The sequence below is a fragment of the Aeromicrobium sp. P2_G6 genome, from assembly GCF_056403535.1.
Genome location: NZ_JBFUFH010000001.1, coordinates 839,364 through 861,519 on the forward strand (window position 1 = coordinate 839,364; position 22,156 = coordinate 861,519).

Consider the following 22,156-nt stretch of genomic DNA (forward strand, 5'->3'; position numbering starts at 1 on the left):
ACGCGCACTCACGTTCTGAACACTCCGTATCCTTCGGCGCCCTTGACCGGGCGGGTGTTGATCGCCGACAGGCAGATGCCGAGGATCGTGCGGGTGTCCCGGGGATCGATCACCCCGTCGTCGTAGAGCATCCCCGAGGTGAAGTACGCCAGGGACTCCTTCTCGATCTGCTCCTCGACGTACGCCCTCATCTGCTGGTCGGCCTCCTCGTCGTACGGCTGACCCTTCGCCTCAGCCGCACCCCGCGCGACGATCGAGATGACGCCGGCGAGCTGGGCCGGACCCATGACCGCGGACTTCGCGTTGGGCCAGCTGAACATGAAGCGCGGGTCGTACGCCCGGCCGCTCATGCCGTAGTGCCCGGCGCCGTAGGACGCTCCGATCACGACCGAGAGGTGCGGCACCGTGGAGTTCGACACCGCGTTGATCATCTGCGCGCCGTACTTGATGATGCCGCCCTGCTCATACTCCGCGCCGACCATGTAGCCCGTCGTGTTGTGCAGGAACAGCAGGGGCGTGTCGGTCTGGTTGGCCAGCTGGATGAACTGCGTCGCCTTCTGCGCCTCCTGGCTGAACAGCACGCCCTGCGCGTTGGCCAGGATGCCGATCGGGTAGCCGTGCAGCTGCGCGAAGCCGGTCACGAGCGATGAGCCGTAGAGCGGCTTGAACTCGTCGAACTCCGACGCGTCGACGATCCGCGCGATGACCTCGCGAGGGTCGAACGGGATCTTGAGGTCGGTCGGCACGATGCCGAGCAGCTCCTCGGGGTCGAGGACCGGTTCGGCGTACGTCGGCTCGGGCGTGAAGCCGTGCTTGCGCCAGTTGAGCCGCCGGATGATCGACCGGCCGATGCGGATGGCATCGTGCTCGTCGACCGCGAGGTAGTCGGCCAGCCCGGACGTGCGTGCGTGCATCTCGGCGCCGCCGAGCGACTCGTCGTCGGACTCCTCACCCGTCGCCATCTTGACCAGCGGCGGCCCGCCGAGGAACACCTTGGCGCCGCCCTTGACCATCACGACGTAGTCGCTCATGCCCGGGATGTACGCCCCGCCGGCCGTCGAGTTGCCGAACACCAGCGCGACGGTCGGTCGCCGGTCCGCGCTCGCCTTGGTGATGCTGCGGAAGGAGCCGCCTCCGGGGATGAAGATGTCCTTCTGCGTGGGCAGGTCGGCGCCGCCGGACTCCACGAGGTTGATCGTCGGCAGCCCGCACTCGGCGGCGATCTGCGCTGCCCGGTGGCCCTTCTTGAGGGTGCTGGGGTTGGACGAGCCGCCCTTCACGGTCGGGTCGTTCGCGACGATCATGCACTCGACGCCCTCGACGACGCCGATGCCGGTGACGATCGAGGCGCCGACCGCGAAGTCTGTGCCCCACGCGGCGAGCGTCGACAGCTCGAGGAACGGCGCGTCGGGATCGAGCAGCAGCTCGATGCGCTCGCGGGCGGTGAGCTTGCCGCGCTGGTGGTGCCGCTCGACGTACTTCTCTCCGCCGCCGGCCAGCGCCTTGGCGTGCTGCCCGGCGAGGTCGGCGAGCCGTTCCAGCATCAGCGCGCGGTTCGTCTCGTACGTCTCGGTGGTCGGGTCGACAGTCGTCTTCATCAATACCCCAGGAGCTTGGCGGCCAGGTCGTTCAGGACTTCGGTGGCGCCGCCGCCAATGCCGAGGATGCGGGCATCGCGGTAGTGCCGGTCGATCTCGGACTCGCGCATGTAGCCCATGCCGCCGAAGATCTGCACGGCTTCGGAGACGACCCACTCGCACGCCTCGACCGACTGGTTCTTGGCCAGCACGGCGTCGAGGATCACGGCGGGATCGGTCTTGTCGCCATCGACTGCCCGCTCCACGGCCTGCCGGGTCAGTGCCCGCGCAGCCGCGGTCCGCCGGTGCATGTCGACGAGCTTGTGCCGGATGACCTGGCGGGCGATGAGCGGCTTGCCGAACGTCTCGCGCTCCCGCGCGTACGCCACGGCGAGGTCGAGCGATCGCTGCGCGGTGGAGTACGCCTGCACCGCCAGGCTCAGCCGCTCGCTGACGAACTGCTGCATCACCAGGACGAAGCCGCCGTCGACCTCACCCACGACGTTGCCCGCCGGCACGCGTACGTCGTCGAAGCTCAGCTCGGCGGTGTCGGAGCAGTGCCAGCCCATCTTCTTGAGCGGCCGGGCGACGGTGAATCCCGGCGTGCCCTTGTCGATGACCAGCAGGCTGACGCCGCCGTAGCCCTCGCCGCCGGTACGCACGGCGGTCGTCACGAAGTCGGCGCGCACACCGGAGGTGATGAACGTCTTGGCTCCGTTGACGATGAACTCGTCGCCATCCCTGACCGCACGGGTTCGGATGTTGGCGACGTCGGAGCCACCGCCGGGCTCGGTGATGCCGAGCGAGCCGATCAGCTCGCCGGCCAGCGTCGGTCGTACGTAGCGGTCGATCAGGTCTGCGTTGCCCGACGCCACGATGTGAGGCAAGGCGATGCCGTGCGTGAACAGCGCAGCGATCAGCCCAGTCGAGCCACCGGCCTCGAGAACGGCTTCGCTCACGATCGCCGAGTCGATCAGGTCGCCGCCCTGCCCGCCGACCTCCTCTGGGAACGCGACGCCGAGCAGCCCGGCCTCGGCTGCCTTCTGGTGCAGCTCGCGGGGCACCTCGCAGGCGTCCTCCCATGCCGGGAGGTGTGGGACGACCTCCTTCTCGGTGAAGGAGGTGACCATCTCGCGAAGCGCCCGGCGCTCGGGCGTGGCCCAGGCGTTCACAGCGCGGCCTCCGCGATCGCGTCAGGCAGCAGCGACGCCGGAATCGCGCAGTCGCGCGCCCGCAGCCACTCCCCGACGCCCTTGGCCTGCGGGTCGAGCCGGGTGGACGAGGCCACGCCTTCGCCGAGCAGCCCGCGGATCACGATGTTGACCGCCGCGAGGTTGGGCAGCGGGTGGATCTCGATGTCGAGCGTCGCGGCCTCGCGGATGAGATCGTGCACCGTGGCCTCGTCGAGGAAGCCGGCCAGCCAGGCGTAGGCATCGTCGCGAGCCGGGTGGTCGGCGGGGATCCAGACGCCGATGTTGGCGTCGCCGCCCTTGTCGCCCGACCGCGCGTACGCCAGCCGGCCCAGCGGCGCCCTCACGGTGTCACCCACCCAGTCGCCCACTGGCGGCGCGCTCTCCTGCACCGCGGCTTCGGGCCACGCGGTGTCGGGCTCCGGGCTGCGCACGACGACGGGCGGCGCGATCGGCTCGCGCCGACCGTCGGCGTGCACGACGACGTGCGGGACGTCGGACTGCGGGACGTACGCCGGGCGGTAGACACCGTAGGGCGTACCGGCCGATGGAGGCCGCGTGACGCTGAAGCCCGGGTAGGACGCGAGCGCGAGCTGGATCGCGGCGTCGCTGAACGACCGGCCGACCGGATCCGGCGACGCGCTCTTGACGTGGCACCGCAGCAGCGACGTGGCCTGGGCTTCGGTCGCGGGATCTGGGGTGTCCGTCCGCTCGAGCTGCCACTCGACCGTCTCCGGAACGGTGCCGGCGGCGAGCGCCGACTCCATCTGGCCCTGGATCAGCTCGGCCTTCTCCGGGATGTCGAGCCCGGTGAGGAGGAACTCGACGCTGTTGCGGAACCCGCCGAGCGCGTTGAGGCAGACCTTGGTGGTTGCCGGGGGCGGCTCGCCGACAACACCGGTGATCGCCACCCGATCAGGTCCCTCCTGGGTGAGGGTCATGGTGTCGAGCCGGGTCGTGACGTCAGGGCCGAGGTATGCCGGCCCGCCCACCTCATAGACCAGCTGGGCCGTGACGGTGTCGACCGCGACCGCACCGCCGGTCCCCTCGTGCTTCGTGATGACCACCGAGCCGTCCGCCGCAATCTCGGCGATCGGGAATCCCAGCGGAGCCGACATGTCGACATTCGCGAATCCCGAGAAGTTGCCGCCGGTCGCCTGCGTGCCGCACTCGATCACGTGCCCGGCAACGACGGCCCCGGCGAGCTGGTCGAGGTCGTCCCGGCCCCAGCCGAAGTGCGCGATCGCCGGGCCCACCACGACCGAGGCATCCGTGACGCGGCCGGTGACGACGATGTCGGCCCCTCCGTCCAGGGCTGACGCGATCCCGAAGGCACCGAGGTACGCATTCGCGGTCATCACGTCACCGAACGAGAACTCCTCGGCGCGGGCCAGCAGGTCATCGCCTTCGACATGAGCAATCGCGATCTCCAGGCCCTGCGACTCGGCGATCTCGCGCAGCTTGGCCGCGAGGCCGGCAGGGTTGAGCCCGCCGGCGTTCGCAACGATCCTGACACCACGCTCCTTGGCCAGCGCGATCGACTCGGTCATCTGCCTGACGAACGTCTTGGCGTAGCCGAGCGACTCGTCCTTCATGCGGTCACGCCCGAGGATCAGCATGGTGAGCTCGGCGAGGTAGTCGCCGGTCAGGTAGTCGAGGCCCCCGCCCTCGAGCATCTCGCGCATCGCCGAGAGGCGGTCGCCGTAGTAGCCCGAGCAGTTGCCGACTCTGATGGTTGAGCCCCCGCCGGTTGAGCCTGTGGAAACCTCACTCATCGGTCGGCCAGCTTCACCGGGTCGTTGCCGGGCAGGCCGGCGAACGCCTGGACGATCGTCAGCCAGTAGGCGGCGTGCTCGCCCTCGGCACGGACGTCGACGTCCTCGACGTGCCGGCGGCGGGTGGCCAGCAGCGCAAAGTCATAGCCAGAGCCGGTGACCCGCTCCGGAGCATTCTCAGGCCCCCACGTCCACAGCTCGCCGTCGGGACCGGTCAGCTCGACCCGCACCTCGGCGTCCGGCACCTGCTCGCCGCGGACGAGATAGGCATAGCCGCGAGCACGTACGCCGATGTGGCACACGTGCTTGGCGCGCGAGGTCTGCGGGATCGTGAGCCCGAGCGCCTCGCCGACGTCGTGGCTGTGCGCCCACGTCTCCATGACCCGTGCCGTCGCCATCGACGCAGGGCTCATCGGCGGGCCGTACCAAGGGATCCGCTCGCCCTCCGGCACGCTGCGCAGCGCGGCATCGAGGGCGACCCGTCCTTCACGCCAGGTCGCGAGCAGCTCCTCGGGGGGCAGCATCGCCATCTCCTCGGCGCCCTCGTCGACGTATCCCTCGGGGTTCGCCGCGGCACGCTTCATGCCGCGGCCGAACTCGTCCTGGTCGGTGATCGCCGCAAGGGACGCCGCATCGGTCCAGTGCAGATGACCGATCTGGTGCGCCACGGTCCAGCCCTCGGGCGTCGTCACGGTCGCCCAGCCGTCAGCGGGCAGGCCGGCGACCCACGTGTCGAGCTGCAGGCTCTCGTCGGCCAGGTCGGACAGGATGCCTTCGAGAATCGTCATGACATCTCCAGCTCGTGGTCGAGGACGACGGCCCACGAGTCGAGCACGTCGGCCCGGCGCTTGGTGTCGTCGCTGAGGGATGCCGCGAGCCCGAGGCCGCGCAGCAGGTCGAGGGTCGCCTGGACGAGACGCCGGTTGTCGCCGCGAGCCTCGTCGATCGCGAGCAGCTCGACCGCGTACGCGTGGGTCTCGCGACCGACTCGACGCTCGAGTGGTGCGACTTCGGCTCGGAGGTTCGCGTCGGTACGGGCCGCGACCCAGAGCTCGAGGGCGGCGAAGAAGACGGGTGAGACGAACTGCTGGCTGAGGATCTCGAGCACCGCCCGGGTGCGACCGCGCTGGGGCAGCTCGGCCGCGGCCAGCTTCATGTCCTCGCGGCGGCGCTCCGTCAGGTGGCCGACGGCAGCGACCACGAGGTCCTGCTTGCTGGGGAAGTGATGCAGCTGCGCGCCACGGCTGACGCCCGCCCGCTTGCTCACCACTGTCGTGGTGGTGCCGGCCCAGCCGAGCTCGACGAGGCACTCCACCGTCGCCTCCATCAGTCGCAGGCGCATGGCTCGGGTGCGCTCACCCTGAGGCGTACGCAATGTGGTGCCGGGGTCCGTCGTCACGCCCCCAGCATGCGGGACATCCTCACAAACAGTCAAGCCTGATTGTTTGTGAACTGCGACTCGACTGTGTCCACCAAGCGCCGGCCGACCCGAAACGGACAAGCTGGCGCAAAAACGGGGAAAGAGGGGCCGATTCTCCGCTACGCTGCTCTCTTGGCGTGCGGTCATGGCGCCTCACTGAATCCCTGATCTCGGAGGCCCCTGCATGTCCTCGACCACCCACGCCCGCGCCCGCCGCGCGGGCTCTCTTGTTGCCGCCTTCGGCGTGCTGCTCGGGATGTTCCTCGTCGCCAGCCCGGCCCAGGCCGCCGTCGTCGTCAACCTTGAGGTCGACGACACGACGATCACCGTGGGCGACAGCGTCACGCTGTCGTGGACCAGCACCGAAGCGGTTGACCTCGTCGCATCCGGTCAATGGTCGGGCAACAAGGCCAACCCCGCCGGCAACGAGGTCGTCACACCGGCCACCACCGGCGACCTCACCTACACGCTGACTGCGACCGACCAGAATGGCCGCGAATCCATCGACACGGTCACCGTCACGGTCGCTTCGGGACCCATCACCCCCAACCCGGTGACGTTCCCGGATGAGTGCACCGTCGTCATCCCGACGACCGCCAACGTGACGTACTCCGTGGACTTCGGCGACAACGACACCGAGGAGCTCGACGCCGGCACGTATGACGGCCTGGAGTTCTCGTTCGGCGACGAGGTCACCTTCATCGCCGAGGCCAACGATGGCTTCACGCTCGCCAACGACGCCGTCGCGAGCTGGAAGTACACAGCCCCCGAGTCGTGCGCCGACAACAGCCAAGGTCCTTCGCTGGTCACCACGAAGATCAGCTGCGGCTCGGTGACATTCACCAACACGACGGACGGCCCGCTCGATCTTCAGTTCGTGGGCTTCAACGACGACGACTTCGACTTCGACGAGATCGCTCAGTTCACGCTGGCCGGCGGAGCGTCGCGCACCGTCAAGACCACGTTCGAAGAGGCCGCGTTCGCGGTGTGGCAGGAGGGTGACGAGGAAGACGAGCCGACGCAGGTCCGATTCCTCGAAGTCCCTCAGGACTGTGGTGACAGCGGCGTCGGCGACGAGAGTGGCAGCGGGTCCGGCCACCCGACGGTCGCCCCGGCTGCCGGTATCGCCGCGCGCTAAGTGACACCCGGACGACGTAGAGCCGGCGGCTTCCCTCGTGGAGGCCGCCGGTTCGGCATACTCGCGGCGGCGACGGCGATCGTCGTCGTCGGTGTCGTCACCGCCGTCCTTCTGACGCGCGATGACGACAAGGCCGCGACTCCACGGGCAACGGCGTCGACCACGGCCACAGCCCCGAAGGCCGTGCCGTTCAGCAATGCCGTCAAGCCCATCGGCGAGCCGACCCAGCTGGTCATCGACGAGATCGGTGTCGACGCCAAGGTCCTGCCGGTCGGCACGACGGCCAAGGGCGCCCAAGAGGTCCCGGCGAGCCTGCACGAGACCGGCTGGTGGGAGGACGGGCAGCAGCCGGGGCAGCCCGGCAATGCCGTAATCGTCGGTCACACGGCCTCGAAGGACGATGGCGTGTTCGACGAGCTCTCCGACCTGGGCAAGGGCGACCGACTCACACTCACGGGCAAGGGCGGCAAGCTGACCTATCGGGTCACGTCGGAGAAGGAGATCAAGGTCGCCGACTTCGCCGCCGAGTCCGACCGGATCTACCGCGAGACCGGGCCCAGCGGGCTCGTCCTGATGACGTGCGGCGACTGGAACGGAACCCGGTTCGAGACGACCGTGATCACGTACGCGAAGGCCGTCGGCCGGGAGTAGTCGGCGATTCACCAGACACCCTGACACGACCGCGGGGTCTCCGATAGTCTCCTCTGACTCCCGCACGAATTCTTCGAAGGATCCCGCATGACCAAGCAGCCGCCCACCACGCCCGAGCCCACACCTCCTCCGGTGCCAGAGCCGGCCACGGCGGCGGGCGAGACGCCCACCGAGACGCTGCCGGCCGCGACATCGCCGGAAGAGCCGCCCACCGGGGGTCGCAACCTCAAGGGGCTCGTGATCGGCGGGATCGCCGCGGTCGTCGTGCTCGCCCTCGCCGGTGGCGCCTTCGCCGTCGTCAAGAAGCTGGACGGTGGCGGCGCCCAGCCGCACGACGTGCTGCCGTCCTCTGTCATCGCCTACGCCCGCGTCGATGTCGACCCGTCAGCCAGCCAGAAGATCGCGCTGTTCAAGCTGATCCGCAAGTTCCCCGAAGCAGCCGACGAGATCGGCATCAAGAGCGCCAAGCAGGACGTGCGCAAGCTGCTCGTAGAAGAGGCCCTCAAGGAGGGCGACTGCGACATGACGTACGAGAAGGACGTCAAGCCGTGGCTCGGCAACCGGATCGGCGTGGCGCTCGACACGAAGCAGACTCCGCTCGTCGCGATCCAGGTCTCGGACGAGAAGAAGGCCGAGTCCGGCATCAAGGACCTGTTCAAGTGTGATGACGAGAAGGCTGCCGTCGCGTTCCTCGACGGCTACGCGATCGTCGCCGAGACGCAGAAGCAGGCCGACGCCGCGGTCAAGGCCGCTGAGAAGGCGTCCCTGGCCGACAAGAAGGCATTCGCCAACGACTTCGACGACCTGGGCGAGCAGGGTGTCGCCTCGGCCTGGGTCGACACCAAGAAGGTCATCGACTCCTTCCCGGAGTTCAAGGACCTCATGGCGACTGCCGGTGGCACAGGTCTCGCGGAGATCGAGCAGGCCGGGACGATGGCGCTCACGGTGCGCACGGACGGTTCGACGCTCGAGCTGGCCGGGCTCGCGGGGCTGACCGACTCTGCCGCCAAGCTGAAGCCGGCGCCCATGGGCAAGCTGCCCACCGACACGGTGGCCGCGCTGTCCGTCGGCGGGTTGGGCGAGCAGGTCGGCGCGCAGTACGACACACTCCTCAAGCAGTTCACGGAAGGTTTCGAGTCGGAGTTCGGGTCCGGGCTCGACGACTCGTTCACCGACGACATGACGCCGGAGGAGCGGGCCCAGTTCGAGGACTACCTCAAGGACAACCCGATCGAGACGCCTGACGTCGAGGACTACATCGCGGAGTTCGAGAAGTCCACCGGCCTCAAGGTGCCGGAGGACCTCGAGACGCTGTTCGGCGATCGGCTCGAGATCGCCGTCGGCTCGAAGAACCTGGAGACGATTCCGACCCTGTCCGGTCCCGAGGACGTCGCCGACCTCGACGTGGCACTCAAGATGACGACCGACCCGGACAAGGCGCTCGACCTGGCCAAGCGCCTGGCCGCCCTGGCCGCCCAGGTCGGGATCGAGCTGCCCACCAAGCAGACTGACGACGGCGCGGTCCTCGCGACCAACCAGGACGCGGCCGACGCGGTCGACGAGTCGGGCAAGCTCGGAGACGACGCCACGTTCACGTCGGTCATGCCGTACGGCGATGACACGCTCTACGGGCTGTTCGTCGACGTCGGCACGATCCTCGACAAGATCAGCAAGGCCGATCCGCCGGACGACGTCGCCAAGGACATCGAGCAGGCCAAGGCACTCCGCGCGGTCGGCATCTCGTACGCCAAGAAGGACAAGCACACGGTGTTCAGCGTGCGGGTCGCGTTCGCGAAGTGAGCTGACGCGGTCAGGCCGCGGAGTCCTGGTCCGGCACGAGCTCGCCGGTCATGACCTCTTCGTGGCTGGCCGGGTCCTCGATGGGGGCCCGGTCGAGCTCGCCGACGGCGCGGCGCGCGAAGTCGGCGGCGAGCTGGATCGCCATCTCGCTCTCGGGCACGAGGTCGACGAGGACCGGGAACGCGTGCACCTGCTTCCGCCACAGGTGGGTCTCGACCTCGACCCCCCGCTCGGAGAGCAGCAGCGCCATGGCCTCGACCTCGGGCCGCAGCAGCTCGTCCTCGACCGCGACGAAGAACGTCGGCGACGAGATGTAGGCCGCAGCGTGCAGCGGCGAGGCGTACCCCTCGATCGGCACTCCGTCCTCGGGCAGCCAGCGCTCACGAATGTGCGCGATCCGCTGGATCGGCAGGTACGCGTCGCGGGCCCGGATGATCCGCTCAACCGCCTTGTCCTGGCGGTCCGGGTCGACGCTGAGCAGGGGTGAGAATCCGAGCAGGGCCGCGGGCGCCTGCAGGCCGCGGCGACTGGCGAGCTCGGCGACCTTCATCGTGAGGTAGCCGCCTGCGGAGTCGCCGGCGACGACGATCTTGTCCGGGTGATCGCTGGACTCGACCAGCGCGGCGTACGCCGAGATGACATCCTGCACGGACTCGGCGATCGATCCCTCGGGCAGCTGGACGTAGTCGACGGAGATCACCGTCGCGCCGGTCTTGAGGGCGAGCCGCTCGCAGATCCGGCGATGCGTCTCGATGCTGCCGGAGAAGAAGCCGCCGCCGTGCAGGTAGAGCAGCGTCATCTCGCTGTCGGGGCCGTGCTGGTGGGTCATTTTCTCGACCCGCACACCACCCAGCTCCGACACCTCGAACGAGACGTAGGGCGAGCGCCGGCGATGGGTCTGCAGGCCGTCGATCGCGCGGATCGCGGCGAACGTGCGCTCGCTGATCGGCGTGAACCGGAGCACCGGCTTGAACACCATGCGGATCGTGCGCTGCAGGACCCGTGCCCGCATGCTGTAGCTCTCGTGGACCACGGCCTTGTCGTAGACGACCCGCATGGGACCCCGCCCGGGCAGCCTCAGCTGGACCCGCCTGCGCGGGAGCTTCGGGGCGCCCAGGAGCGCCGTCAGCCGTTCGAACACCGAGGACCACATGCTTCGAGCGTACCCTCGGTATGCGCACGCCTCAAATCTGCGCACGACGTTTGCGCAGGTCAGGGCCTGTTTGATGATCCCGATGACGGGCGCGCAATGAGACTGGGTGACACTCGTACGGGCAACGCGTCGACGGGAGGTGAGTCATGATCGAGGCGATCGTGATCTTCGCCGCGGGCGTGTGGGCCGGCACCATCAACGTCATCGTCGGCTCCGGCACGCTCATCACGTTCCCGACGCTGCTGCTGTTCGGCTATCCCCCGCTCACCGCGAACGTGTCCAACAACATCGGCCTCGTCGCCGGCGGGCTGTCCGGCGTCCACGGCTACCGCGCGGAGGCTCTCCGGCACCGGTCTCTCCTGTTCCGGCTCGCACCGGCCTCGGTGCTGGGCGCCCTGACCGGTGCGTTGCTGCTGCTCGTCCTCCCGGCCGGCGCCTTCCAGGCGGTCGTGCCGGTCCTGATCTCGCTCGGTCTCGTCATGGTCGTCATCGGGCCGGCCATGCAACGGCGTACCGCCCGTCGGCATGCCGAGCTCGGCGCGGAGCCGCGCACCTCGCAGTGGGCCCTTCCTGCCGGTGTCTACGTCCTGGGCATCTATGGCGGCTACTTCGGCGCGGCCCAAGGGGTCCTGCTCGTGGGACTGCTGGGAGTCCTGCTGACGATCGGCCTCCAGGACATCAACGGCATCAAGAACGTCCTGGCGACGATCGTCAACGCGGTCGCGGCACTGACGTTCATGCTCGTCGCGTGGGACCGGATCGACTGGCAGGTCGTCGGCCTGATCGCTGCCGGCAGTCTGCTCGGCGGTTATCTGGGCGCCCGCATCGGCCGGCGCCTCCCGCCGGGCGTGCTGCGCGCGGTGATCCTGGTGATCGGCGTGCTCGCCCTCATCAAGATCCTGTACTTCAACTAGCGGTCAGTCCGCGACGAAGCGGGCGTCCACCTCGACGGTGATGACGATCTCCGCAGGGGTGAGCTCGAGCTGCGGCCCGCCGTCGGACGCGTCGGCGATCCCGGCCTTCGCCAGCATGGGGAACCCGCCGGATTCCTCAGGGTCGTGCGTCAACATGCCCGGATCGGCGAGCTGGACCGCAACGACCTTTCCGCGGCGCACGGCATTGGCGTACGACTGGGCCTTCGCCACCGCGTCGTCGACGGCGGCCTTGCGGGCCTCGGCCTCGTACGCTCGACGGTTCTTGATGCTCACGTCCCAGCCGATGCCGTTGACCTCGACACCCTCGGTGCCGGACCAGAAGTCGAGGAACCCGCTGAGCCGCTCGAAGTCGGTGAACTCGGCGTTCACGTTCACCCGCGCGACGTGCACCATCGCCCCGCGCCGGCCGTCTGCCTCCCACGGGCGGTGACTGAAGACCCGCACCTGGTCGCTCGACCACGGGCCTACCGCGCGGAGCTCGACGAGCTCGCGGAGCTGCGACACCAACGGGTCATGGATCGCGACGGCGTCCTGGAAGACCTGCTTGCGGTCCAGCCCTTCGACGGCCGCAGTCATGGACACGACGGCGCGTTCGGCGGGGTAGCGCTGCTCGGCCGAACCGCGCACGGTGATCTCGAGCGTCATGCAGACATCGTGCCCCATGATCTCCCGCGCGACGATGACATCGGCCTTGTCACATGGCGGTCTGGCTGGTTTACTGGTTTCAGATATCTCGATTATCTGAAATCCGACGGGGGAACCCATGACCGAGACCATCCACGACGCCGCGATCATCGGCGCCGGATTCGGCGGCATCGGCGCAGCGATCCAGCTCCGGCAGCTCGGACACGACGACCTGGTGATCCTCGAGCGCGAGAGCGATCTCGGCGGCACGTGGCACGTCAACCGCTATCCCGGCCTCGCCGTCGACATCCCGTCGTCGACCTACTCCTACTCGTTCGAGCCGAATCCGTACTGGTCGCGGCTCTACGCGCCCGGCGCGGAGCTCAAGGCGTACGCCACACATGTCGCCGCGAAGTACGACGTCCGCCGGCACATGCGGTTCGACACCGTCGTCGAGGGTGCCGTGTGGGACGAGGATGCCAACCACTGGACCGTCAACATCGCCGGCGGCGAACGGCTGCACGCCCGCATGCTGCTGACCGCGACGGGCTTCCTGTCGCAGCCGGCGTTCCCCAACATCGAGGGCATCGAGTCATTCGACGGCACCGTGATCCACACGACGCGATGGGACGACTCGATCGACCTCACTGGCCGGCGCGCCGCCGTGATCGGAACCGGCGCCACCGCCGTTCAGCTGATCCCCGAGATCGCGCCGCAGCTCGCCGAGCTCACGGTCTACCAACGCACGGCCATCTGGGTCACCCCGAAGCGCGACGGCGAGATCCCGAAGCGGGTGCAGAAGCTGTACGCCCGCGTGCCGCTCGCGCAGCGCGTCGTACGCACGATCGGCAGCAGCATCCTCGAGCTCATCATGGTCGCCGGCGTGCTCAACTACCGGCGCACCAAGCTGCTCAACCGCACGGTCGAGAAGATGGCGCTCCGGCACCTCGAGCGGCAGGTCAAGGATCCTGAGACTCGCCGGAAGCTCACGCCCGACTACACCTTCGGCTGCAAGCGGCCGACGTTCTCCAACACGTACTTCCCGACGTTCAACCGTGACAACGTGCACCTGGAGACGACGCCGATCGCCCGCATCGAGCCCGACGGCATCGTGACGGAGGACGGCACCAAGACGCAGATCGACACGCTCGTGCTCGCAACCGGCTTCAACCTCTGGGACACCAACTTCCCGGCGTTCGAGGTCATCGGGCGCGATGGCAAGGACCTGGGCAAGTTCTGGCGCGACCAGCAGTTCCAGGCGTACGAGGGCGTTACCGTGCCGGGGTTCCCCAACTTCATCTCGCTCAACAGCCCGTACTCATACTCAGGGCTGTCGTACTTCACGACGATCGAGTCGCAGATGCGGCACATGAAGCGCCTGCTCGGGGAGGTCGAGAAGCGTCGCGCGTCGACGTTCGAGGTCACCGAGCACGCGAATGCCGCGTTCCTCGCGCGCATGACCGACCGCGTCGAGGACTCGGTGTTCGTCAACGGCAGCTGTGCGACGTCGCGGTCGTACTACTTCAACCAGCACGGCATGGCGACACTGCTGCGGCCGACCTCGACGCTCGACGCGTTCCGCGAAGCCGGCAGCTTCCCCCTCGAGGACTACGCCTACGCCTGACGTCCCCCTCGCCGGTCGAGTAGCCGACCGAGCTCTGCGAGGGAGGCGTATCGAGACCCCGCGAGTCGAGAGACTCGGGCGAGGACCGCACGTCACGTGGTCTCGATACACCCGCTCGTTCCTCGCGGGCACTCGACCACCTTTGCCTCGCTGGTCGATCGTGCCGAGACCGCTCAACCGGCGGTGGCCAGCTTGGCTCCGGGCAGTGGTACGAGCACGGCGCGGGTCGTGGTCTCGATGTCGTGTCCCACGGCGCACGTGAGGTGGGCGTGGATCTCGGCGCCGCAGTCGCGATGCCGCAGTGACATCGGCGGACCGTCCTGCCCTGCACGGTGGGTGTCACCCCAGTCCATCAGCGCGACCATGACGGTGCGTAGGTCACGACCGGCCGGGGTCAAGGCGTACTCGTAGCGCGTGCGCGCCCCCTCCGGCTGGTATGCCCTGCGCTCGACGATCCCCTCGTCGACCAGCAGCGCGAGCCGCTTCGTGAGGACGTCGCGGGCGATGCCGAGGTGGTGCTGCAACGCGTCGAACCGGCGTACGCCGTTGAACAGGTTGCGCACGACCAGCACGGACCAGCGGTCGCCGAGGATCTGCGCGGTCTTCGCGATCGAGCAGGTCGCCGAGTCGTAGTCGGTCATCGTCATGCGTGCTCCACCCATGCTGAGTTTGGATTCCCAACTCAGATGGTACGCTCTACTCCTCCGCATGAGAAGAGGCACGCCATGACCGAGCTCGACGAGGCAACGCAGCACAAGACCATCACGTGGGTCGACCCGCGACCCCAGGCTGCCGAAGCGTTGACGATGTCCGGCATCGACTACCTCCAGGCGATGATCGACGGCAAGTTCCCGGCCCCACCGATCGCCGGCCACATCAACCTCGAGCTGGCAAGCGTCGCTCCGGGCGTCGCCACCATGACGGCCACCCCCGACGAGTCGCATTACAACCCCATCGGCTCGGTGCACGGCGGCTTCGCGGCGACGCTCCTGGACTCGGTGTGCGGGTGCGCCGTCCAGACCACGTTGCCGGCCGGCATGGCCTACACGTCGCTCGACCTCAGCGTCAGCTTCCTTCGCGGCATGACCAGCGAGACGGGAACGGTGACGGCACAGGGCCGGGTCACCAAGCCCGGTTCGCGGGCGGCATTCGTCGAGGCCGACATCAAGGACTCCGCCGGTCGCCTCCTCGCGACCGCCACATCAACCTGTCTCGTGTTCACTCCCTGACGCTCCGACAAGCTCAGCGGCCCGAGGGGTGGAATCACGGTCAAACGTGAGGATTTCCTCGGATACCATTGTCGGGTGGTTTCGCTCTCCGATCTCCAGGTCCGCTCGCTCGGTGCATGCACCGTCGACTCGCCGCTCGCGCTCTATGTCGAGGGGCGTACGACCAATGAGTACTACGTCGGCGAGACCGATCGAATCCTCTACGACGACACCCTCGAGCTGATCGAGTCGCGCGGTGTCCCGCTCGCCGAGCTGCCGACCTTCGAGTCCGGCGGCCCGCGTCAGAAGATCTTCTTCGACCCCGCCACGACCAAGGTCGGCGTCGTCACGTGCGGTGGCCTGTGTCCCGGGCTCAACGACGTCATCCGGGCGATCGTGCTCGAGCTCAACACGCACTACGGCGTACGCGACGTCGTCGGGTTCCAGCACGGCTATGCCGGACTCATCGAGTCCAACGGCCACGACGTCGTCGAGCTGACTCCGGACTTCGTGTCCCGCATCAGCGAGCGTGGCGGGACGATCCTCGGCTCGTCGCGCGGCGCCCAGGACCCGGTCGCGATCGTCGACCGCCTGGTCGAGCTCGACATCGACATCCTCATGGTCATCGGCGGCGACGGCTCGATGCGCGGTGCGCACAACATCGGCGCCGAGATCGCCGCACGCGGCCTCAAGATCGGTGTCGTCGGCGTCCCCAAGACGATCGACAACGACATCCCGCACATCGGCCAGAGCTTCGGCTTCTCCACTGCGTTCGCCAAGGCCGCCGAGTCGATCAAGGCGGCGCGCGTCGAGGTCGAGGCGGCCGTCGGCGGCGTGGGCATCGTCAAGGTCATGGGCCGCCATGCCGGGTTCATCGCCTGCTACGCCGCGCTGGCCAACCACGACGCCGACTTCGTGCTGATCCCCGAGGTCGGGTTCTCGCTCGACGGCGACAACGGACTGCTGGCCCTGCTCGAGCGACGCGTCGCCGAGCGCGGCAGCGCCGTCATCGTCCTCGCCGAAGGCGCCGGCCAGGACCTCATCCCGGCCAGCGACCGCCGGGACGCCAGCGGCAACGCGGTCCTGGGTGACATCGCAGGCTTCCTGCGCGAGCAGATCAGCAAGGACTTCGCCAACCGCAACCAGCCGCTGACGATGCGCTACTTCAACCCCGGCTATGCGATCCGCTCGGTCCCCGCAGACGCGTCGGACTCGGTCTACTGCGCGCGCCTGGCCCAGACCGCAGTCCACGCGGCGATGGCCGGTCGTACGGACATGGTCGTCGGCCGCCGCCGTCACCGCTTCGTCCACGTGCCGATCCCGTTCGTCACGTCGGGCTCGCACAGCGTCTCCCCCGACGGCGACCTCTGGCTGTCGGTCCTCGAAAGCACCGCCCAGCCGTTCTCGATGTGCTGACCCCTCGCTGAGCGGTGAGTTAGGGCCCACCGTCGACGCTTGAGTGGGCCCTAACTCACCGCCGCGGCCCATTCGTCTTCGATCAGGCTGGCGTTGATCATCGCTCCGGCCTTGGCGCCGGTCGCCGACGCCGAGATGACCTGTGAGCTCGCATCGGCGACGTTGCCGACGGCCCAGAGGCCGGGCACGTTCGTCGCACCGGTCAGGTCGGTGGCGACGACCGGCCCAAGGGGCGTCTCGGTCATCTCCAGGTCGAACGCGGCGAACGCATCGAGATTGAGCACCATCGCCGGAGCCACGAACACCGCGTCGACCTCGATGACGGAGCCATCCGCCGCGCGTATGCCCCGCAGTGCGCCGCCTTGTCGGACGATCTCACCGACCGCGCCGTCGATGACCTCCACCCCTCGTGCGGCGAACAAGCGGCGCTCATCCGCGTCCAGCTCGATGGTGTCATTGAGGAAGAACACCACGTCGTCGGACCACTGCCGCACCATGCGGATCTGGTGATTCGACATGGGATGCGTCGCCACAACGGCGAGTCGCTGGCCCGCGACCTCGTAGCCGTGGCAGTAGGGGCAGTGGAAGACGTCGACGCCGAACCCCTCCTCGAGGCCGGGGATGTCGGGCAACGAGTCGGTGATGCCGGCAGCGAGCACGAGCCGCTTCGCATGGAGCTGCTCGCCTCCGGCCCGGACGGCGAATCCACCGTCGACGATCTCGACCCGTGAGGCGACGTCCTCGCGAACCTCGACTCCGAGCTTCTCGACCTGCGTACGCCCGACCGCGAGCAGCTCCAGCGGGCTCAACCCGTCGACCCCGAGGTAGCCGTTGACGTGTTCGGCCGCCGCATTTCGGGGCGGGCCCCCGTCCAGCACAAGGACGCGCCGACGGGCACGCCCGAGCACGAGGGCGGCGGAGAGTCCGGCCGCGCCGGCTCCGATGACGATGGCGTCGTATGACTGTGAGTTCATGTCCTCAGTGTTCGTCGGCCCTCGCCGAATCGCAAACATCGTTGCTGACATGGCAAGATGTCCGACATGACTGACGACCTGGCCGAAGCCCTCACCTCCGTCGGCCCGCACCTGCGTGCCCTGCGCCAGCGCGGCGAGGCCACCCTGGCCCAGCTCTCCGCCACGACCGGCATCTCGGTCAGCACGCTCTCCCGCCTCGAGGCCGGCCAGCGCAAGCCGACGCTCGAGCTCCTGCTGCCGCTGGCCAGGGCCCACGGCGTCACGCTGGACGAGCTCGTCGAGGCGCCGCCCAGCGAGGATCCACGCATCCAGGCCGAGCCGATCATCCGCCATGGACGCACCTTCGTGCCGTTGACCCGACAGGCCGGCGGCCTCCAGGCATACAAGGTCGTCATCCCGCCGGCCACCGGACCGGACACCGACGAGCTCAAGACGCACGAGGGATACGAGTGGCTCTACGTCCTCTCGGGACGCCTGCGCCTGCGGATCGGCGAACACGATCTCGTGCTCGGTCCGGGAGAAGCCGCCGAGTTCGACACCCGGCTGCCGCACGGGCTGAGCAACGCCGGCAAGCGACCGCTCGAGCTGCTCACGCTGTTCGGCACCCAGGGCGAGCGCATGCACGTTCGCGCGAAACCGCGGTCGAAGGAGTAGTTGCCAAAGCGGCAACCCTGTTTGTCATCGCGCAGCCGTTCCCGCACGATGGTGGCATGACACACCAGCACACCGCACAGCCCGAGGATCACTTCACCCGCGCGTACTGGGACGAGCGCTACTCCGGCGAACAGGTCTGGAGCGGCAAGCCCAATCCGCACCTCGTCACGTACGCATCGCAGCTGCGACCCGGCACCGCACTCGACTACGGGAGCGGCGAGGGCGCCGACGCGATCTGGCTGGCGGAGCAGGGCTGGCAGGTCACCGGGATCGACATCTCGCCGGTAGCGCTCGAGGGCGCCGCATCGCGAGCAACGAAGTCCGGCGTTGAGGTCACGTGGCAGCAGGCCGACGCCTTCGAGTGGTCGGCCGACGCGACGTACGACCTGGTGTCGGCGCAGTTCATGCACCTGCCGCGGCCGGCCGTCGTCCGGCTCCACCGCGAGCTCGCGGCCTCGGTCGCGCCGGGCGGCACCCTCCTCATCGTGGGCCATCACCCTGATGACGTGGGACACGCGCCCGAGGGCACCTCGTTCGAGGAGATGCGCTTCACCGCCGACGAGGTCGCCGCCTCGCTCGACCCAGCCGAGTGGGACGCGATCGAGGCCCTGAGGCCGGAGCGGGAATGGATCGACCGCGACGGACACAGTGCCGTCGCGGTCGATGCCGTGCTGCGCGCAGTGCGTCGCCGGTAGCTCAGCGCTCTTCGCGGAACTCCACGTGGCGCTGCGCGACGGGGTCGTACTTGCGCAGGCCCATGCGGTCGGGATCGTTCCGGCGGCTCTTGCGGGTCACGTACGTGTAACCGGTGCCGGCGGTCGACCGCAGCTTGATGATAGGCCTGAGATCGGCATGACGAGCCATGGTGGTCACCTCTCGTTGATTGACAATGGTTGTCAACAATCGAACAGGCCGCCGCATTCCGGACTAGGCGACGTCGTCGGGCACGTACAGGACGTCGGCCTGACCCACCGGGTCGAACCTGGCGGCGAAGTCACGGTCATTCGGCAGCCACACGTCGGTCCAGAGCCGATCGTGGTCATGACCGTTGATCCGGTCGCGCCGCCGGCCACGCTCGCCGGCGACGTCCAGCTCGACGTCGACCCAGACCGACAGGTCGAAGCATCCTTCGAGCTCGGGATGCAGGATGCCGATGGCATCGACCACGAGGACTTCGGTTGCGGGCAGCTCGACAAGGGGTCCGAGGCCGCCGGCATTCCAGTCGTACGGCCGGAACTGGACGGATTCGCCTCGCCTGTAGGGCTCGAGCACCTCGTGCCGCATGCGCGTGCGTTCGACTCCGTCCCAGTCGGCTGAGCGACGGTGCGACCGCACTGGGTCGAGAAAGTCATCGCCCCTCAGGCGCGTACCGCCCTGGACGACGGCAGCCAGCGCCTTGGCGAGGGTCGACTTCCCGGAGCCGCCGTATCCGCTGATCGCCACGACCGTCCGAGGTCGGGTCAGCCGCAGGTCCTCGACCCGCGCGGCAAGGTCATCGAATGTCGCGTGCGGCACGGTCAGCCGAGCTGCGGGCGGGATCGCGCTGTGTAGAAGTCGCTCGACTCCTTGCGCCACAGCAGCACCAGGATCGCGATCGCGATCACGAGGTTGATGAGCGAGAACACCAGGCTCACCGGCTCGGTGGTGGGACGGGTGGTCGCCAGCAGCGTGAACAGTGCGTTGAGGCCGCCGAGCACCGTGGCCACGACGCGGGCCCACGAGCGGCCCTGGCCGTTCTTCCACGCCATCCACAGCCACAGCAGGACACCGACGGCGCCGACGATCACCACGAAGGCGATGCCGATCGCGTACGCGGCATCGACCGTCGACTGGCTGACGTTGGCGTCGTCCTTGGCCAGCTCATCGCGGATCTCGTCCTTGGCCGACCCCAGCGTCGCCACGCCGGCGATCAGGGAGATCACGCTGACGGCAGCGCCGGCCCACATCAGCCGGACGGCCAGCCGGATCGATCCGGGCTGGAGAACCTCCGCGCCGGGAGCGCCCGGATGGCCGAAGCCACCGCCGGGAGGCGTTCCGGGGTGGACCGGGTAAGCGCCGGGCGCGGGCGGCTGGGCTGCTCCCTCACCGGGGTATGCCGGGTATCCGCCGGGTGTCGGCTCCGCGGGATCATTGGGCGGTGGCGTGGAGGTCATGCGCGGTTCCCCTCGGTTCGTACGACTGACGGTTCGGTGCCCATACCGTGACATGCGTGTACAACCTGTCGCATCGCGGGCCTGTGTGCCGTCGGTCCGGGTCCTGCACGATACATGCGCGGCGCACGTAAACTGGGCCCATGATCGAGTGGATCCTGATCGGAATCGTGGTGCTGGGCGCCGCCGTGCTGGCGACCCATGCCGCCGCCGTGGCGTTCGTCGTCAGCAGGATCGTGTTCTCGGGCAAGCCCAAGCAGAGGCAGTTCAGCCCGAGGTCGTAGTCACACCATGCGGCGGACGATGCTGAGCGGCGCGTGCTTCATGACCTGGCCGAGCGGGGCCCAGGGCCACGCCGGCACGGCTGCGTCGACGACTTCCTTCTCGATGTTCTTGACGAGGGCTTTGCAGCCCGTCTCGGTGTCGACCATCATCCTGGCTTCCTGCTGGACACCCTCGTTCATTTCCGACGCGATGTAGCCCGGGTAGAGCGTCGTGACCTTGATGTCGAGCCCCTTGCGGCCGATCAGGTCCGAGCGGATGCCCTCGGCGATCGCCGCGATGCCGGCCTTGGTCGCCGCGTAGGTCGTCATGGATGACGGCATCCCGCGCATCGCCGACATCGACGAGATGACCACGAGGTGGCCGGACTTCCGCTCGTAGAAGTGCTCCATGGCCGCCTCGCACTGGGCGATCGCGGCGATGAAGTTGGTCTCGGCGGTCTGCTTGTTGGCGTAGAACTTGCCGGTGCCGATGCGCCCGCCCTTGCCGAGTCCGGCGTTGACGATGACCCGGTCGAGCCCGCCGAGCTCCGTGATGGCCTGCTTGAACACCGCGAAGACCTCGTCGTGGTCGTTGACGTCGAGTTCGTGCACGACGACCTCGATGTCCGGGTGCGCCGCCAGCAGCTCGTCGCGCAGCGCCTCGAGCCGGTCGACCCGGCGGGCGGTGAGGGCGAGGTGGTGGCCCTTGGCGGCGAGGATGCGAGCCATGCCGGCGCCGAGCCCGGAGCTGGCTCCGGTGATGAGAACGTTCTTGCGCATGTCAGTCAGTCCTTCTTCGACATCTGGGCGGAGGCCTTACTCATCATCGAGTAGTACAACGGGCGGACAAAGCGCTTGGCGGCGTAGGCGATCTTGCCGTCGCGATCGGTCAGGATGATGTGCTTGCCCTTCTCGACGCCGGTGATCACCCGGCCCGCGATGACGTCGGCACTGAGCTTGGCGTTGTCGATCAGCTTGGCGGCCGACTTGTTGGCCGACTCGTCCTTGCCGCGCAGCGACTCGGTGAGGTTGGTCTTGAAGAACGTCGGGCAGATCACCGAGACCTTGACGCCGTACGGCTTGAGCTCGTGCAGCAGCGTCTCGCTCAGCGCCACGACGCCGGCCTTGACCGCGTTGTACTCGCTCATCCGGGGCGGGTGCACGAGTCCGGCGGCCGACGCGGTGTTGACGATGTGGCCGCTGCCCTGCGCCTTGAGCATCGGCGTGAACGTACGGCAGCCGCGGGCGACGCCCAGCAGGTTGATGTCGACGATCCACTGCCACTGGTCCATCTCGGACAGCTCGATGCGGCCGCCTGCCGCGACGCCGGCGTTGTTGAACAGGTAGTCGAGACCGTCCCACTCCTCCACGACCCAGTCGCGCGCCTTGGCCCAGTCGACGTCCTGCGTGACGTCGAGGGTCAGGTACGCGACGCGGTCCAGGCCACGCAGCGACTCGGGCAGCTCGGTGTGCACGTCCGTGGCGAGCACGCGGCAGCCACGATCAGCGAGCCGGCGTACGAGGGCGAGCCCAAGACCGGAGGCCGCTCCGGTGACGAGGATGCGGGAATTCGAGGCAATGATCACCGTCAGATACTAGCGGTA

Annotated in this window: 24 protein-coding genes; 10 read left to right on the plus strand and 14 right to left on the minus strand. The window is 68.4% G+C overall.

From position 1 onward, the window contains the following. Positions 1-8 precede the first annotated feature (8 nt). From AC1DVU_RS04050 to AC1DVU_RS04070, 5 genes are read right to left on the minus strand one after another with little or no spacing between them, the layout of a single operon-like run. A complete protein-coding gene (locus tag AC1DVU_RS04050) occupies positions 9-1,598 on the minus strand; it encodes an acyl-CoA carboxylase subunit beta (RefSeq protein ID WP_476921140.1) in 1,590 nt (529 codons plus the stop codon). Continuing rightward, positions 1,598-2,749, minus strand: a complete 1,152-nt coding sequence (locus AC1DVU_RS04055) for an acyl-CoA dehydrogenase family protein (RefSeq protein WP_476921141.1) — start codon at positions 2,747-2,749, stop codon at positions 1,598-1,600. Before AC1DVU_RS04055 ends, AC1DVU_RS04050 begins: the two co-directional genes overlap by 1 nt. After that, positions 2,746-4,542, minus strand: a complete 1,797-nt coding sequence (locus AC1DVU_RS04060) for an acyclic terpene utilization AtuA family protein (RefSeq protein WP_476921142.1) — start codon at positions 4,540-4,542, stop codon at positions 2,746-2,748. The genes AC1DVU_RS04055 and AC1DVU_RS04060 overlap by 4 nt, the downstream gene beginning before the upstream one ends. Then, positions 4,539-5,330: a TIGR03084 family metal-binding protein gene (locus tag AC1DVU_RS04065; protein WP_476921143.1), complete on the minus strand. Its 792-nt coding sequence runs from the start codon at positions 5,328-5,330 to the stop codon at positions 4,539-4,541. The genes AC1DVU_RS04060 and AC1DVU_RS04065 overlap by 4 nt, the downstream gene beginning before the upstream one ends. Beyond that, positions 5,327-5,941, minus strand: a complete 615-nt coding sequence (locus tag AC1DVU_RS04070; RefSeq protein ID WP_476921144.1) for a TetR/AcrR family transcriptional regulator — start codon at positions 5,939-5,941, stop codon at positions 5,327-5,329. Before AC1DVU_RS04070 ends, AC1DVU_RS04065 begins: the two co-directional genes overlap by 4 nt. A gap of 205 nt (positions 5,942-6,146) precedes the next feature. Here AC1DVU_RS04070 and AC1DVU_RS04075 point away from each other — a divergent pair, with 205 nt between their 5' ends. The 3 genes from AC1DVU_RS04075 to AC1DVU_RS04085 all read left to right on the plus strand — a co-directional run bounded on the left by AC1DVU_RS04075 (position 6,147) and on the right by AC1DVU_RS04085 (position 9,551). Next, the gene (locus AC1DVU_RS04075; protein WP_476921145.1) at positions 6,147-7,100 is read left to right on the plus strand and encodes a hypothetical protein; all 954 of its coding nucleotides are present in this window, start codon (positions 6,147-6,149) and stop codon (positions 7,098-7,100) included. Continuing rightward, complete coding sequence (locus AC1DVU_RS04080; protein ID WP_476921146.1) at positions 7,101-7,751, plus strand: class F sortase; 651 nt, start codon at positions 7,101-7,103, stop codon at positions 7,749-7,751. It abuts the gene before it with no gap. 87 nt (positions 7,752-7,838) lie between these two features. Next, positions 7,839-9,551, plus strand: a complete 1,713-nt coding sequence (locus AC1DVU_RS04085) for a hypothetical protein (protein ID WP_476921147.1) — start codon at positions 7,839-7,841, stop codon at positions 9,549-9,551. A gap of 10 nt (positions 9,552-9,561) precedes the next feature. Here AC1DVU_RS04085 and AC1DVU_RS04090 read toward each other — a convergent pair whose 3' ends face one another. Further along, positions 9,562-10,704 carry an alpha/beta hydrolase gene (locus tag AC1DVU_RS04090; protein WP_476921148.1) on the minus strand — a complete coding sequence of 381 codons (1,143 nt, stop codon included), beginning with the start codon at positions 10,702-10,704 and terminating at the stop codon, positions 9,562-9,564. 146 nt (positions 10,705-10,850) lie between these two features. Between AC1DVU_RS04090 and AC1DVU_RS04095 the strand changes: the two genes are divergently transcribed. After that, positions 10,851-11,618 carry a sulfite exporter TauE/SafE family protein gene (locus AC1DVU_RS04095; protein WP_476921149.1) on the plus strand — a complete coding sequence of 256 codons (768 nt, stop codon included), beginning with the start codon at positions 10,851-10,853 and terminating at the stop codon, positions 11,616-11,618. A 3-nt stretch (positions 11,619-11,621) separates the two neighbouring features. On the opposite strand, the gene AC1DVU_RS04100 is transcribed toward AC1DVU_RS04095, so the two are convergent. Further along, entirely contained in the window at positions 11,622-12,284 is a 663-nt protein-coding gene (locus tag AC1DVU_RS04100) for an SIMPL domain-containing protein (RefSeq protein WP_476921150.1), read from the minus strand. A gap of 118 nt (positions 12,285-12,402) precedes the next feature. On the opposite strand from AC1DVU_RS04100, the gene AC1DVU_RS04105 reads away from it, so the two are divergent. After that, on the plus strand, positions 12,403-13,887 hold the full coding sequence (locus tag AC1DVU_RS04105; RefSeq protein ID WP_476921151.1) for a flavin-containing monooxygenase: 1,485 nt from the start codon (positions 12,403-12,405) through the stop codon (positions 13,885-13,887). A gap of 173 nt (positions 13,888-14,060) precedes the next feature. Here AC1DVU_RS04105 and AC1DVU_RS04110 read toward each other — a convergent pair whose 3' ends face one another. Then, on the minus strand, positions 14,061-14,534 hold the full coding sequence (locus tag AC1DVU_RS04110) for a winged helix-turn-helix transcriptional regulator (RefSeq protein WP_476921152.1): 474 nt from the start codon (positions 14,532-14,534) through the stop codon (positions 14,061-14,063). A gap of 78 nt (positions 14,535-14,612) precedes the next feature. On the opposite strand from AC1DVU_RS04110, the gene AC1DVU_RS04115 reads away from it, so the two are divergent. Together AC1DVU_RS04115 and AC1DVU_RS04120 are read left to right on the plus strand one after the other, a co-directional pair. Beyond that, on the plus strand, positions 14,613-15,116 hold the full coding sequence (locus AC1DVU_RS04115; RefSeq protein ID WP_476921153.1) for a PaaI family thioesterase: 504 nt from the start codon (positions 14,613-14,615) through the stop codon (positions 15,114-15,116). A 75-nt stretch (positions 15,117-15,191) separates the two neighbouring features. Then, positions 15,192-16,511 (plus strand): ATP-dependent 6-phosphofructokinase, encoded by a 1,320-nt coding sequence (locus AC1DVU_RS04120; protein WP_476921154.1) that lies wholly within the window; start codon positions 15,192-15,194, stop codon positions 16,509-16,511. Between the two features lie 50 nt (positions 16,512-16,561). Here the strand turns inward: AC1DVU_RS04120 and AC1DVU_RS04125 are convergent, their stop codons facing one another. Then, positions 16,562-17,485, minus strand: a complete 924-nt coding sequence (locus AC1DVU_RS04125; RefSeq protein WP_476921155.1) for an NAD(P)/FAD-dependent oxidoreductase — start codon at positions 17,483-17,485, stop codon at positions 16,562-16,564. Positions 17,486-17,551: 66 nt separating this feature from the next. Between AC1DVU_RS04125 and AC1DVU_RS04130 the strand changes: the two genes are divergently transcribed. Both AC1DVU_RS04130 and AC1DVU_RS04135 read left to right on the plus strand, forming a co-directional pair. Then, positions 17,552-18,139, plus strand: a complete 588-nt coding sequence (locus tag AC1DVU_RS04130) for a helix-turn-helix domain-containing protein (protein ID WP_476921156.1) — start codon at positions 17,552-17,554, stop codon at positions 18,137-18,139. Positions 18,140-18,195: 56 nt separating this feature from the next. After that, complete coding sequence (locus AC1DVU_RS04135; RefSeq protein ID WP_476921157.1) at positions 18,196-18,834, plus strand: class I SAM-dependent methyltransferase; 639 nt, start codon at positions 18,196-18,198, stop codon at positions 18,832-18,834. A gap of 1 nt (position 18,835) precedes the next feature. On the opposite strand, the gene rpmG is transcribed toward AC1DVU_RS04135, so the two are convergent. From rpmG to AC1DVU_RS04150, 3 genes are all read right to left on the minus strand, one after another. Continuing rightward, on the minus strand, positions 18,836-19,003 hold the full coding sequence (rpmG, locus tag AC1DVU_RS04140; RefSeq protein WP_476921158.1) for a 50S ribosomal protein L33: 168 nt from the start codon (positions 19,001-19,003) through the stop codon (positions 18,836-18,838). A 63-nt stretch (positions 19,004-19,066) separates the two neighbouring features. Then, on the minus strand, positions 19,067-19,714 hold the full coding sequence (locus tag AC1DVU_RS04145; RefSeq protein ID WP_476921159.1) for a uridine kinase family protein: 648 nt from the start codon (positions 19,712-19,714) through the stop codon (positions 19,067-19,069). Continuing rightward, entirely contained in the window at positions 19,657-20,292 is a 636-nt protein-coding gene (locus tag AC1DVU_RS04150) for a hypothetical protein (protein ID WP_476921160.1), read from the minus strand. The genes AC1DVU_RS04145 and AC1DVU_RS04150 overlap by 58 nt, the downstream gene beginning before the upstream one ends. Before the next feature lie 140 nt (positions 20,293-20,432). On the opposite strand from AC1DVU_RS04150, the gene AC1DVU_RS04155 reads away from it, so the two are divergent. Then, positions 20,433-20,573 (plus strand): hypothetical protein, encoded by a 141-nt coding sequence (locus tag AC1DVU_RS04155; RefSeq protein ID WP_476921161.1) that lies wholly within the window; start codon positions 20,433-20,435, stop codon positions 20,571-20,573. Here the strand turns inward: AC1DVU_RS04155 and AC1DVU_RS04160 are convergent, their stop codons facing one another. Beyond that, positions 20,574-21,332 (minus strand): SDR family oxidoreductase, encoded by a 759-nt coding sequence (locus AC1DVU_RS04160; RefSeq protein ID WP_476921162.1) that lies wholly within the window; start codon positions 21,330-21,332, stop codon positions 20,574-20,576. 5 nt (positions 21,333-21,337) lie between these two features. Then, positions 21,338-22,138: an SDR family NAD(P)-dependent oxidoreductase gene (locus AC1DVU_RS04165; RefSeq protein WP_476921163.1), complete on the minus strand. Its 801-nt coding sequence runs from the start codon at positions 22,136-22,138 to the stop codon at positions 21,338-21,340. Positions 22,139-22,156 lie beyond the last annotated feature (18 nt).